A 13,148-nucleotide genomic window follows, 5' to 3' on the forward strand; every position below is an offset into this window, starting at 1 on the left:
ACGTCGACGACGAGGAGCCGGGATGACCACCGACGCGACCGGGACCAGCGTCACCGAGCAGGCCCTCGCCAGTCTGCGCGGGACCGCCGACCCGCGGCTGCGCGAACTGCTCACCGGCCTCGTCCGCCATCTGCACGACTTCGCGCGCGAGACCCGTCTCACCCAGGAGGAGTGGGAGCGGGCGATCGCCTTCCTGACGGCGACCGGCCAGTCCTGCACCGACACCCGGCAGGAGTTCATCCTGCTGTCGGACGTGCTGGGCCTGTCCATGCTGGTGGAGACGCTGAGCGGCGATCGCACGCCCGGGACCACCGAGTCGACCGTGCTCGGCCCCTTCCACATGACCGAGTCACCGGTCCGCGCGCTCGGCGACGACATCGACCTGGTGGGCGGCGGCGAGAGGTGCGTGGTCAGCGGCCGGGTGCGGTCCGCGGACGGGACCCCGCTGCCCGGCGCCGTCGTGGATGTCTGGCAGGCCGACGACAAGGGCTACTACGACGTCCAGCAGCCCGGACTCCAGCCCGCGGGCAACGGACGCGGGCTGTTCACCGCCGACGCCGAGGGCCGCTTCTGGTTCCGCACCTGCGTCCCGGCGGCGTATCCGATCCCCACCGACGGCCCCGTGGGCGGGTTGCTGCGGGCGACCGGACGGCACCCCTACCGCCCCGCGCACATCCACTTCATCGCAGCGGCCGAGGGCCACACCCCCGTCACCACGCACATCTTCGTGGCCGGCGGCGACTACCTCGACTCCGACGCGGTGTTCGCCGTGAAGCAGAGCCTGGTCCAGGACTTCGCGGACACGGACGACCCCTCGCTGGCCCGGGAGTTCGGCGTCGAGAACCCCTTCCGGCACGCCCGCTTCGACCTCGTCCTGGAGCGGACCGCATGACGTTCCAGGAGGAGTTCACGTACGAGACCCGGCCCGTGCGGGTCGTCTTCCGGCCCGGCGGGGCCGTCACCGCGACCCCGGACGAGGCCGCCCGCCTGGGCCTTCGGCGGCTGCTCGTGGTGTGCGGCAGCCGGGGCGGGCCCGTCGCCCGGGCGGTCGCGGACGCGCTCGGCGACCGCTGCGCCGGGCTGCACGCCGGGGCGCGGATGCACGTGCCCGTCGAGGACGCCGACCGGGCCGTCGAGGCGGTCCGGGCGGCCGGGGCGGACGGCTGCGTCGCGGTCGGCGGCGGTTCCGCGATCGGGCTCGGCAAGGCGATCGCCCTGCGCACCGGACTGCCGCTGATCGCCGTGCCGTCGACCTACTCGGGTTCCGAGATGACCCCGGTGTGGGGCCTGACCGAGCACGGCAGCAAGCGCACCGGCCGCGACCCGGCCGTGCAGCCCCGCAGCGTCGTCTACGACCCCCGGCTCACCCTCTCCCTGCCCCTACCGCTGACCGTCACCAGCGGGATCAACGCGCTCGCGCACGCCGTCGAGGCGCTGTACGCCCCGGACGCCTCCCCGCTGGTCTCGGTCATGGCCGAGGAGGGCGTCCGGGCGATGGCCGAGGCACTGCCGCTCCTCGCCGCCGACCCGGAGGACCTCGACGCGCGCAGCCGGGCGCTGTACGCGGCGTGGCTGTGCGGCGCGTGCCTCGGCGCGACCACGATGGGCCTGCACCACAAGCTGTGCCACGTCCTCGGCGGCACCTACGGCCTGCCCCACGCCGAGACCCACACCGTCGTCCTGCCCTACGTCCTCGCCCACAACGCCCCCGCCGCCCCGCAGGCGTTGACCGTCCTGCGCCGTGCCCTCGGGGCCGACGACGCGCCCCGCGCCCTGTGGGACCTGGCCGGCCGCCTCGGAGCACCGCGCTCCCTCGCCGAACTCGGCCTGACGGAGGCCGACGTGACGCCCGCGGCGACCCGGGCCGCGGGCGAGCCGTACGCCAACCCGCGCGAGGTGACGGCGGAGGGGGCCCGGGGCGTACTGCTCGCGGCGTACGAGGGAAGGCCGCCCTCGACGGCATAGGCGGCTACGTCAGCCGACCCGCCCGCACCTGCCGTGACCACGACCTCACGGCCCGTGCTGATGCGGTGTCAGCGCGCCGCCGGAGCCCCGCGCCAGTGGGTTCCTCAGGACGAGATCCGGAGGATTCGCTGGCGTCCTGGACGCGGTCGGACCGCAGGCGCCGGCACGGACCGGCCGTGCGGTTGCAGCGGCCGTGACCAGGGCGGATGATGAAGACAGGCCCTCCGGCCGCTGTCACCGTCTCCCACCGCCTTGCGCAGGGCCGCATGCACGCGCACCGGGAGTCCACATGGACCGAGCCGACCTCTCAGCGGTGTTCTACGGGGATGGCCCCGTCCCCGTCCTGTGGGCCACCCACTGCCCCGTTCACTTCGACGTGTGGCTGGCGTTCGCCCAGCCGCCGGCCTCGCGGCGTGACGCCCACGGTTCGGGGGCCGTGGCCCGGACGGGAGAGTGGGGACGGCAGGACCTGATTCTCGCGATCCGCGAGGAGTACGGCGTAGAGCAGGTGCTGGAGCGTTTCCAGAACCGCGGGCTGATGGAGAAGTGCCGTCCGATCGCCGCCGGCAGCTTCGTAGCGGCACAGCTGACCCTGAAGGAGCTCGTCGGCGACGTCCTGCCCCTGACCAGCCTGGCCGGCGCGGTGCGCGTCGCCCACGAACTCGCTCGGCACAGCGGGACCGAAGGCATCGAAGCAGCCCTCGCCGGACACGTCAGGACCCCGGCCACCAGCGAGATCCACGACAGCATGGAGCGCAGGCAGGAGCGCGGCCGCCACGTCACCTGGCTGTTGAGGCTGCTGCACCGCATCGTGCGGCACGCGAGGCCCGATCTGGGCCGGGGCGAGACGCGGGAACAGGCGGTGACCGGCGTGCTCGTCGACATGCTGGACGCCGTCGTCGTGGACAACGGCCCCGCGCGCCGGCCGCACGCACCCACCGGGCGGGTGGCCGACCGAAGGCAGAAGTATCCGGTCGTGTCCGTGACGACGAACCGGCCCGCGACGGGAGCGGTCGTACGGTCCCGCCGGACCATCAAAGCCGACGCGGCGGAGCAGGTCTTCTCGGTCGACACCGCCTCCATCGGCTGGGCCGTGGTCGACAGCGGCATCGATCCGCGGCACCCCGCCTTCCACGACTGGGACACCACCGGCTCGACGCCGCAGCAACTCGATTCGCGTATCGCCCGCTCCTTCGACTTCACCGGCGTACGGGAGAAGCTCTCCGCCGACGTGCTCGTGGGCGGCCTCGTCAACTGGGCGGCGGCCCTGCCGTCCGTCGAGACCACCCCGTCCCCGAAGCAGCCCACACGGCCGCCGCCCGGCGACCAGCACGGCACCCACATCGCCGGCATCATCGGCGGCTGGTGGCCGGAGCTGGACTTCCGCGGCGTCTGCCCACGCATCCGGCTCTACGACTTCCGGGTCCTCGACGACGACGGAGGGGGCGACGAGTTCTCCATCGTCACCGCGCTGCAGGCGATCCGTCACATCAATGAGAAGGCCGGGCGGTTCATCGTCGCCGGGGTCAACATCAGCTTGTCGGTCCCGCACGACGTCGCCAGCCACGCCACCGGGTGGACACCCGTGTGCGTCGAGTGCGACCGCCTGACACGGTCGGGCGTCGTGGTCGTCACCGCGGCCGGCAACGCGGGGTTCGCCGGCACCGCGCGGACCACGGGCGCCGACTACCGGGACATCAGCATCTCCGACCCCGGAAACGCGGAGTCCGTCATCACCGTCGGCTCCACCCACCGCAGCAACCCGCACCGCCACGGCGTCAGCTACTTCTCCAGCCGGGGGCCCACCGGCGACGGGCGGCCCAAGCCCGACCTGGTGGCGCCGGGGGAGGACATCGACGGCCCCATCCCCGGCGAGGGCATCGCCGCCATGCACGGCACCAGCCAGGCGGCGGCCCATGTCAGCGGAGCCGCGGCCATGCTGCTGGCCCGCAACCGGGAGTTGCTCGGCCGCCCGGAACGCGTGAAGGAGATCCTGTGCGCCACGGCGACCGACCTGGCACGCGAACGCCACTTCCAGGGCCATGGGCTGGTCGACGTGCTGCGTGCCATTCAGTCCGTCTGACGGAACGGTCCACCACCCAGGAGCCGACATGCTCACCTTCGATTTCCTCAACGCCCGCCACGGCGACTGCTTCCTGGTCCACTGGGGCTCACCTCACCGGCGGGTCATGCTCGTCGACGGCGGTCCCGGCGGCGTCTACCGGGCCACGCTCCGGGACCGGCTGCACCAACTCGGCGGACCGGACGGCGAGGACCCGCCGCACCTCGATGTCGTGTGCCTCTCCCACGTCGACGACGACCACGCCGGCGGGCTCGTCCGGCTCTTCCGCGACATGAGGCAGGCCCAGCAGGACGGGGACGCCCCGCCGTACGCGGTGGACGCCCTGTGGTTCAACTCCGTGGAGGAACTCGTCGACCGGCGCGCCCCCGGGCTGAGCGCCTCCGTACGGCCGCTTCTCGAACGCGCCGCCACCGACGCGGCAGTCGGGGCGAGCTACCAGCAGGGCCGCGACATCCGCAACGCGGCCACCGCACTGCACCTGGACGGCAACACCCCGTTCGGCGGCCCGCTCGTCGAGGGCGCGGAGGCCGACCTCGACGACCTGGGCGTCACGGTCGTCGCGCCGGACGAGGAAGCGCTGGAGGAACTGGAGGAGCGGTGGCACAAGGCGAAACAACGTGGCGATCCCGACGTCATCACCGCGGGATACACCGACGGGTCGGTGCCGAACCTCTCCAGCATCGTCCTGCTGCTGCGCCAGGCGGGCCGCACCGCCCTGCTCACCGGTGACGCCCGCGGCGACCGCGTCCTGTCCGGGCTGCGCGCACTGGGCCTGCTCGACGACTCGGCGCCCCTCCACGTCGACCTGCTGAAACTGCCGCACCACGGCAGTGACCGCAACGTGGAGGCAAGCTTCTTCGAACAGGTGCAGGCCGACCACTACGTCGTCTCCGCCGACGGCGTGCGCCACCACCACCCCAGCGAGGACACCCTGCGCTGGCTCGTCGAGTCCCGGGCACCGGACGACGCCTACGTCGTCCACCTGACCAACCCCATCCCGTTCGCCGAGGAGGAACTGGCGCGACTGAGCGAGGGCCGGGCCTTCGGCATCGACGTCCGGGCGCCCGCCGAGCAGGGGCTCCCCATCACGATCGGAGACTCGCCATGACCACCTCCCGGCAGGCCCCCGCCCCTTCCGCGCCCCCGGCCGGCGCCGCGCCGGCCGCCGGTCCGCGGTGGGCCGTCGACTCGCCCGCGGCCGGCACCGGCCTCGCGGCGCGTCCCTGCGGTGACGCCCTCCGCCCCGCCGAGCCTCCCGCCACCGCGCACCCGGTCGCGCTCGCCCTGTCCGGCGGCGGGTTCCGCGCCACCCTCGCCGCCCTGGGCTTCGTGCGGCTGCTGGCCGGCACCGGGCTGCTTTCCCGGCTGCGCTACTCCTCGTCCGTGTCCGGCGGTTCGGTGGCCAACGGCTGCCTGGCCACCGCCTGGCCCGCGCTGCGGCGGGAGAACTTCACCACACGCGCCTTCGACGAGCTGGTCGTCGCGCCGGTCGTCGACCGCGTCTCCTCCCGCTCCCTCAAGCGCGCTCTCGTCGGCGGCCTGTGGCGGACCCTCGGCCCTTCGACCCGTACGGACCTCCTGGCCGGGCGTCTGGACGAGTGGTTCCTGCGGGAGACCGAACTGGAGCGTCTGGACCCACAGGTGCGCTGGATCATCAACGCCGCCAACCTGACCACCGGTGCCCGCTTCACCTTCGAACGCGACGTGTACGGCGACTACACCATCGGCCTGGCCTCCACGGCCGGCACGCGGCTGCGGCTGAGCCGGGCCGTGTCGGCCTCCGCCGCGGTCCCCGGCGCGTTCCCGCCCGTCGTTCTCGACCGGGCCCCCTTCCCGTGCGCCACCCAGCCGCCGGCCCTGCTCGACGGCGGTACGTACGACAACACCGGCCTGGAGGCCATCGACTCGGACCGCTACGGGCACACCTTCCTGTGCGTCCTCAACGCCGGAGGTCTGCTGCGCCCCGGCGTGTACGGGCGCGTCCCGGTGGTCCGGGACCTGGCCCGGGCGAACTCACTGCTGTACCGGCAGAGCACCACACTGCGGACCCGTGCCGTCGTCGAACGCTTCGAGCACGCGAGGGCCTCGGGCCCGGACGGTGAACTGCCGCGCGGTGCCCGCCGCGGAATTCTCGTCCAGCTCTCCACCGACTTCCCGGCGGACGGCCCGGACGCCCTGCGCCGCTGGCGTGCGGCCTTCCCCGAACACCCGGCCTTCGACGGCCGCCATCTCGCCCTCGTCCCGACCGTGTTCGACCGCCTCGACCCCGGCCTCTGCCGTGCCCTGGTCCACCGCGGCTGGTGGCTCGGCGGCGCGGCTCTGGCGGCGTACCACCCGGAGCTGCTTCCGGACGACCTGACAGCGCTGAGCCCGCCGCAACGGTGACACCCCCGTCGACGACCGCAAGCACAGCTCAGACCCGCCCGGTTCCCGCGGACAGAAGGTGACCGCAAGTCTTCCTAGGGTCGTGGCATGACCCAGACGCAGAAGACTCTTGTCACCGGCGCCACCGGAACCGTCGGCCGTCAGGTCGTGGCCGAGCTGCTCGACCGGGGCCACGAGGTGCGTGCCCTGACGCGTGACGCCGCGAAGGCCGCCTTCCCGGCGGGTGTGGAGGTCGTCGAGGGCGACCTGACCGAGCCGGACAGCCTGGCCCCGGCCCTGGAGGGGGTCACCGGCCTCCATCTGATCACCTTCGGCGGCGCTGCCTTCAGCCCGCTGGAGACCGGCCCCCGGATCCTGGAACTCGCCCGCTCCGCCGGTGTCCGCCGCGTCACCGTGCTGCACGGCGGCGGCCCCACCCCGCTGGAGGACGCGGTGCGCGCCGACGACGGTGTGGACTGGACCGTGCTCATGCCGGTCGAGTTCATGGCCAACGCCCTGGAGTGGGCGGACGGCATCGTGGCCTCGGGCGAGGTGCGGGAGCCGTTCGTCGGCCGGCTGAGTGCCATGGTCCACGAGGGCGACATCGGCGCCGTCGCCGCGGTCGCGCTCACCGAGGAGGGACACGGCGGCCGGGAGTACGTGATCACCGGCCCCGACGTGCTCACCGTCGGCGACAAGGTGAAGACGATCGCCGACGCCGTCGGCCGGGAGATCACCCTGGTCGAGCTGACCGAGGAGCAGGCCCTCGCGCAGTGGCGTGCGGCGGGCCTCCCGGAAGACGTCATCGGCTTCCTGCTCATGGCCTACGGGGACACCCCGGAGGTGGGCCGGACGGTCTCCGGCACCGTCGAGAAGCTCACCGGACGCCCTGCGCGCACCTTCGCCCAGTGGGCCGCCGAACATGCGGACGCCTTCAAGCGGCAGTCCTGACTGTCTCGTATTGAGACACCCGCACCGGAGCCCGGCCCGTCAAGATCGACAAGGGGGTGTGACCGCAGCAAGGTGCGGCCGTCGGCATGCGCTGAATCGCTGCGCGTACGGCCGCACACCCGAAGAAAGGTGACCACCATGGCCCTCGCACTGCTCCGGCGCCGGTGGCTCAAGAGCTCCTCCGCCGCAGCGGCGGGCCTCGCCCTCCCCCTCCCCACCGGCGCGGGTGCCGTCGCCCGCGAGGTCGTCGACCCGATGGGCGCGCCCCTGGCGGCCGCGGACGTCACCGTCACCGCCCTGGACACCCACCGCGTCGCCGCGCGCGGCACGACCGACCCGTACGGCTACTTCCTCGCGGCGCTGCCGCCCGGCCGGTACAGCCTGCTCATCTCGGCGGAGGGCCTGCGGCCGCACCGCGAGACGATCGAGACGGGCCCCGGGACCCCGACGGCCACCGAGCGGGTCTGGCTGCAGCCCGCCGAGGCGCTCCAGCTGCCGACCGCCGGAACCTGGCTCTTCGACCCGCCGCACACGGCGATCCGGTTCATCGCCAAGCACGTCGGCATGGCCCATGTCCACGGCCGCTTCGAACGCTTCGAGGGCGGCATCCGGATAGCCCCGGACATGACCGACTCCCGCGTGCACGTCCGTATCGACGCCTCCAGCATCACCACCGGCAACTCCACCCGCGACAACCACCTGCGGTCCGCCGACTTCCTCGATGTCGAGCGCTTCCCGTACATCGACTTCACGAGCGCGCGCTTCGCCTACCGGGGCGGCAGCAAGTGGACGCTGCACGGCTCCCTCACGATGCACGGCGTCAGCCGCTCGGTGTCCCTGGACACGACGTACCTCGGCACCGTGAACGGCGGCTACGGGCAGGAGCTGCGCTGCGCCGCCCTCGCCACGGCGGAACTCCACCGCGAGGACTACACCCTCAACTGGCGTTCCATGCTGGCCCGGGGCATCGCCGTGGTCGGCCCGACCGTCCAACTGGAGCTGGACGTCCAGGCGATGTACCGCACCCACGACACACCGACCCCGCCGGAATAGTGGTACGACCCGGGCCTTCCGAGAGGCCCGGGTCGTACGGTGAGCTGCTCCTACCCGGCGTCCGGCCACACCTCCGGCGGCCGGGGCGGTTCCGGGTCGGTCCGCCGCTCCGCCGCCCGGGCGTTCTCCTCCCGCAGGGCCGTCAGCCACGGCCACAGATCGGGCAACGGCTGCCTCGCGCACGCCAGTCGGTGCTCGATCCGGCAGCGCTGCGATCCGTCCGGCGGGCACACGCCGTACATCGCGACCCGGCCGTCCGACAGAGGGATCCACCGGTGCCCCGCAGGCACGAGATGCGCCGGCACCTCCACCCCCGGCTCCAGCAGAACCCATCCGTGCTCCAGCGTCGCCACGCGATCCTGCGGCAACCGACAGCGCGGACACGCGTACCGGCCGACCCGCAATCGGCGCAGCCCGTCATCAACAGCCCCCATACGGCCAGCGTCCGCAGTCACCGGCACGGCGAGTAGAGGGCGAACCGGACGGGGCACCTGCGTCGCTCCGGCACCAGAGGGGCGAAGCGAGACTCGGCAGGTGCCATCAGCAACCACCGCCGAATCCCCGGAGGCCGATACGCGACGGGACCCCGGCCGTCCCGCGCCCGCGGGACTCCGCAATAATCCCTGGCACCCGTCCCGCTGACCTCCCTACACTCACGCACATACCCGCGCCGCCCACGACCCGAGCGGTGCACCGATGTGACGAACGAAGGGAGACGGCCATGCGTGACCACACCGCTGTCGCCGCCTCCCTGCCGCGCTACGAGGTGATCCTCGTGTCTTCGTCGTCCCGGTGCCCGCTGCGCGGCGGCATCGGCTGACCGGACGAAGAACGCCGGACCCGGAAGCACTCCGACGTGAGGTCAGGGCTGTGTGCCGCCCTGCCCTTCCCGCCCGGAAATCGCGCTGCCTCATTCCCGATCGCACCGAAAGGCCCTGGGCCGTGCGCACCCACCTCAACCCGCTCGCCGTCGTCCGCAACCTCGGCATCCTCGCCCACGTCGACGCCGGCAAGACCACCGTCACCGAACGGATCCTGTTCGCCACCGGCACCACGCACAAACGCGGCGAGGTCCACGACGGCACCACCGTCACCGACTTCGACCCGCAGGAGCGCGACCGGGGCATCACCATCTTCGCCGCGGCGGTGAGCTGCGCCTGGGACGGGCACCGGATCAACCTCATCGACACCCCCGGGCACGTCGACTTCGCCGACGAGGTGGAGCGTGCGCTGCGGGTGCTCGACGGTGCGGTGGCCGTGTTCGACGCGGTGGCCGGCGTGGAGCCGCAGAGCGAGTCGGTGTGGCGCCAGGCGGACCGGCACGGCGTGCCGCGGATCGCGTTCGTCAACAAGATGGACCGCGCCGGGGCCGATCTCGACGCGGCCGTGGCGTCGATCCGGGAGCGACTGCACCCGGCGCCCCTGGTCGTCCAGCTGCCCATCGGCGTGGAGGACACCTTCACCGGCGTCGTCGACCTGGTGCGCATGCGCGCGCTGCTGTGGGCCGACGACGGCACCGCCGAGGACGTGCCGGTGCCAGGCGACCTGCTGGGCGCAGCCCATGAGCGCCGCCGGACACTGGAGGAGGCCGTGGCGGAACTGCACCCGGGAGCCCTGGAGGAGTTCTGCGACACGGGCACGCTCTCCGAGGGGACTCTCTCCTCGGCGCTGCGCGAGGTCACCCGTGACGGCGACGGCGTGGTCGTGCTGTGCGGCTCCGCGTACCGCAACCGCGGTGTCGAGCCACTGCTCGACGCGGTCGTGGCCTATCTGCCGTCGCCACTGGACGTGCCCCCGGTCCGCGGCACGCACGAGGGCGAGGAGCAGGCGCGGCCCGCCGACCCCGCCGCGCCGGCGGCCGCCCTCGCGTTCAAGGTGCACGCCACCTCGACGGGACGGCTGACCTACCTGCGGATCTACTCCGGCACGATCGAGAAGGGAGACACCCTGTGGGACACGAGCGCGCGGTGCACCGAGCGGATCGGGCGGATCCTGCGCGTCCAGGCCGACCGGCACGCCCCGCTGGACCGGGCCGTCGCCGGGGACATCGTCGCCGTGGTCGGGCTGAAGTCCGCCCGCGCCGGCTCGACCCTGTGCGCACCGGACGCGCCGCTCGTCCTGGAACCGCCCGGTGTTCCCGAGCCGGTGGTGTCGGTCGCGGTCGAGTCCCGCCGGGCCGGTGACACCGACCGCATGGCGTCGGGGCTGGCGCGGCTGACCGAGGAGGATCCCTCGCTGGTCGTGCGAACCGACCCGGAGACCGGGCAGACGGTGCTGTCGGGCATGGGTGAGCTGCACCTGGAGGTGGCGGTGGAGAAGCTCCGGCGCGAGCTGGGGCTGGAGGTCAACGTCGGACGCCCCCGGGTCAGTTACCGCGAGACCGTCGGCCGGGGTGTGTCCGGCCTGGTGTTCCGGCACGTCAAACAGGACGGCGGGGCGGGGCAGTTCGCCCACGTCGTCCTGGACGTCGAGCCGTACGCGGAGGGAGGGTTCGACTTCCGCTCGGCCGTCGTCGGCGGGCGGGTGCCGCAGGAGTACGTCCGGGCGGTCGAGGCGGGCTGCCGTGACGCCCTCGCCGAGGGGCCGCTCGGCGGTCATCCGGTGACCGGGCTGCGGGTCACCCTGACCGACGGGGCGACCCATGTGAAGGACTCCTCGGACACGGCGTTCCGCACGGCCGGCCGGCTCGGTCTCCGCGCGGCCCTGCGCGCCTGCGCGATGGTCCTGCTGGAGCCGGTCGTCGAGGTCACGGTCACCGTGCCCGAGGACGCGGTCGGCGGTGTGCTCGGCGATCTCGCCGCCCGGCGCGGACGGGTGACCGGCTCGGTCACCCGCGCGGGCGCGGCGGTCGTCACCGCCACCGTGCCGCTGGCCGAACTGTTCGGCTACGCGACCCGGTTGCGCAGCCGCACCCAGGGCCGCGGCACTTTCACGGCCCGGCCCACCGGCTACGCGCCGGCGCCGGTCGCGACGCCGGTGCGGTAGCCCGGGGCACCGGCCCCTCCCTTCCCGACCGGAAGGGAGGGGCCGGCCGTTCACGGGTACGACACCACCGTCGACGGCACCGTGGACGTCCCCGACGTCGGCGACCCCGTGTCGTTGATGCACGCTCGTACTGCCCGTTGCCGCCGAGCGAGACCACGAGCAGGTCGTGGAAGCGCACCCCGGGCCGGTTCGGCGCCGCGAAGCCGTGGTGCTGCACGATGCCCGGATCGACGTTGTAGTAGCAGTAGCTGCCCAGGCCCCAGCCCTCGTGGGCGGTGACGCCGTCCCCGACCCGGTCCTTCTGGCTCATCGGCGACAACAGCTTCATCGCACTGCTGACGGCGTCGGTGTGGAAGGGCTGGCCGTTCGCCTTCCTCATCGTCATGGCGGGCCTGCAGAACAGCTTGTCGGTGAGGCCCAGCTGGTCGTGCAGGACGTGGTTCACCAGGCCGTTGTCGTGCTGGAACATGAAGACCCAGGTGCGGCGGATCTGCTGCCACACGCCGGCCCCGTCCAGGGCGGCCGCCTCGTACAGCTCGCCCGGGATACCCGAACGACCCGCTGTCCGGGTACAAGCAGGGCGGCCTGAACGCCGAGGCGTACGACGTCACCGGCATCGACACAAGGATCCGGTACGACAGCAGCCGCACCCCGCCGTTCACCGTCATGACGTCGATGCCCTCCAAGGTCTGACGCCCCGCATAGAAAGGCCAGCGCCACATGTCCGTCGACCAGATTGCCTGGGAAGCCGCAGTACGCCACCTCTTCGAGGACGCGTTCCCGTACGACGCCACGGGTCCGCGACGCCACGAGGACTGGATCCTCGACGTTCTCGCGCTGATGGCCCGGGCCGTACCGGATCCCCGGGGCTGGACCGGTCTCGACGACACGGCGCAGACCCCGGAGCGCGAGACGTACCCCACGTATCCGTTCGCCGTCCACCCTCCGGAGTACATCGCGCCGCGTCTCCACGAGATCGACCGGGCCAGCGCCGAGAACCTGCTGCTGGCCCTCACGGACGACTGCTGCACCCTGTCCAACCTGAAGCGCTTCACGGAGAGCGAGGAGGAACTGCGGGCGATGGCACGCACGATCCTCGCCCGGTACGGAGACGAAGCCACCTATCACACCAACGTCAAGAAGCCCGGACATGTCCGTGGCACGCTCGACTTCACGTCATCGAGTTGGGCTTACAGCCCGCTGGCGCTTACCAACGACTACTCGGAGGACTGCGGCCTGATCGTCGTCTCCGACACCGAGGTGGGCATGTTCTGGAACTTCTCCGACTACTGATCCGTACAAGCGCAGCTCCTGGCCATTTGAGCAGGATGCCCCCGTGCTGACCCGTTCCGCCTCCTACCCCGACCGGGAGACCGCCCACTGGGCCACCCAGCAGGTGGTGACCGCCAACGAGCAGGTCATCCACCGCTGGCTCGCCCAGGGCACCCGGGCCCGCCTCACTGTCGAGGCCGCCTGGCCCTCCCGAGAGGAGCCCGTGGGCCGGGTCCAGCTGGAGGGTGACCTGCTGGCGGGGCGGGGGCTCGTCGACGTTCGCGCGGCGCGCGTCGTTCTGCGCCGTGAGCCGTCGAGCCCCCATGGTTGGCCACCACCGACCCCCACCTGGTCGCACGCCCTCGTGGGCGAACTCCACGAGCTGCCCGCACTGCCCGTGGACGAAGGGGACTACGCCTTGGCAGCCGCCGAACTGGGCATGAAGGTCGGCCCATCCGAACCCTTCTCCTACGTG

10 protein-coding genes and 3 pseudogenes are annotated in these 13,148 nt (G+C 72.7%); 11 read left to right on the forward strand and 2 right to left on the reverse strand.

The window, feature by feature from the left end:
* Positions 1 to 22 precede the first annotated feature (22 nt).
* From AB0G20_RS12615 to AB0G20_RS12645, 7 genes are all read left to right on the forward strand, one after another.
* On the forward strand, positions 23 to 892 hold the full coding sequence (locus AB0G20_RS12615) for an intradiol ring-cleavage dioxygenase (RefSeq protein ID WP_361300039.1): 870 nt from the start codon (positions 23 to 25) through the stop codon (positions 890 to 892).
* Positions 889 to 1,965: a maleylacetate reductase gene (locus tag AB0G20_RS12620; RefSeq protein WP_361300042.1), complete on the forward strand. Its 1,077-nt coding sequence runs from the start codon at positions 889 to 891 to the stop codon at positions 1,963 to 1,965. Before AB0G20_RS12615 ends, AB0G20_RS12620 begins: the two co-directional genes overlap by 4 nt.
* Positions 1,966 to 2,254: 289 nt before the next feature.
* Positions 2,255 to 4,048 carry a S8 family serine peptidase gene (locus AB0G20_RS12625; RefSeq protein WP_361300045.1) on the forward strand — a complete coding sequence of 598 codons (1,794 nt, stop codon included), beginning with the start codon at positions 2,255 to 2,257 and terminating at the stop codon, positions 4,046 to 4,048.
* A gap of 28 nt (positions 4,049 to 4,076) precedes the next feature.
* Positions 4,077 to 5,156, forward strand: a complete 1,080-nt coding sequence (locus AB0G20_RS12630) for an MBL fold metallo-hydrolase (RefSeq protein ID WP_361300048.1) — start codon at positions 4,077 to 4,079, stop codon at positions 5,154 to 5,156.
* Positions 5,153 to 6,433, forward strand: coding sequence for a patatin-like phospholipase family protein (locus AB0G20_RS12635; RefSeq protein ID WP_361300051.1), 1,281 nt, complete (start codon positions 5,153 to 5,155; stop codon positions 6,431 to 6,433). Before AB0G20_RS12630 ends, AB0G20_RS12635 begins: the two co-directional genes overlap by 4 nt.
* A gap of 87 nt (positions 6,434 to 6,520) precedes the next feature.
* Complete coding sequence (locus tag AB0G20_RS12640; protein WP_361300054.1) at positions 6,521 to 7,363, forward strand: NAD(P)H-binding protein; 843 nt, start codon at positions 6,521 to 6,523, stop codon at positions 7,361 to 7,363.
* Between the two features lie 138 nt (positions 7,364 to 7,501).
* The gene (locus AB0G20_RS12645; RefSeq protein ID WP_361300057.1) at positions 7,502 to 8,416 is read left to right on the forward strand and encodes a YceI family protein; all 915 of its coding nucleotides are present in this window, start codon (positions 7,502 to 7,504) and stop codon (positions 8,414 to 8,416) included.
* A 50-nt stretch (positions 8,417 to 8,466) separates the two neighbouring features.
* On the opposite strand, the gene AB0G20_RS12650 is transcribed toward AB0G20_RS12645, so the two are convergent.
* Positions 8,467 to 8,850, reverse strand: coding sequence for a DUF6083 domain-containing protein (locus tag AB0G20_RS12650; protein ID WP_361300060.1), 384 nt, complete (start codon positions 8,848 to 8,850; stop codon positions 8,467 to 8,469).
* Positions 8,851 to 9,358: 508 nt separating this feature from the next.
* Between AB0G20_RS12650 and fusA the strand changes: the two genes are divergently transcribed.
* Positions 9,359 to 11,401 carry an elongation factor G gene (gene fusA, locus AB0G20_RS12655; protein WP_361300063.1) on the forward strand — a complete coding sequence of 681 codons (2,043 nt, stop codon included), beginning with the start codon at positions 9,359 to 9,361 and terminating at the stop codon, positions 11,399 to 11,401.
* 50 nt (positions 11,402 to 11,451) lie between these two features.
* On the opposite strand, the pseudogene AB0G20_RS12660 reads toward fusA, so the two are convergent.
* Positions 11,452 to 11,696: pseudogene (locus tag AB0G20_RS12660) on the reverse strand (coagulation factor 5/8 type domain-containing protein); the annotation flags it as partial.
* Between the two features lies 1 nt (position 11,697).
* Between AB0G20_RS12660 and AB0G20_RS12665 the strand changes: the two are divergent.
* The 3 genes and pseudogenes from AB0G20_RS12665 to AB0G20_RS12675 form a co-directional block, all read left to right on the forward strand.
* Positions 11,698 to 11,802, forward strand: a pseudogene (locus AB0G20_RS12665) (sugar ABC transporter permease); the annotation flags it as partial.
* Positions 11,803 to 12,121: 319 nt separating this feature from the next.
* Entirely contained in the window at positions 12,122 to 12,694 is a 573-nt protein-coding gene (locus AB0G20_RS12670) for a hypothetical protein (protein WP_361300066.1), read from the forward strand.
* A 43-nt stretch (positions 12,695 to 12,737) separates the two neighbouring features.
* Positions 12,738 to 13,004, forward strand: a pseudogene (locus AB0G20_RS12675) (RNase A-like domain-containing protein); the annotation flags it as partial.
* Between the last annotated feature and the right edge of the window lie 144 nt (positions 13,005 to 13,148).

The sequence above is a fragment of the Streptomyces sp. NPDC024017 genome (assembly GCF_040638895.1).
Taxonomy (GTDB): domain Bacteria; phylum Actinomycetota; class Actinomycetes; order Streptomycetales; family Streptomycetaceae; genus Streptomyces.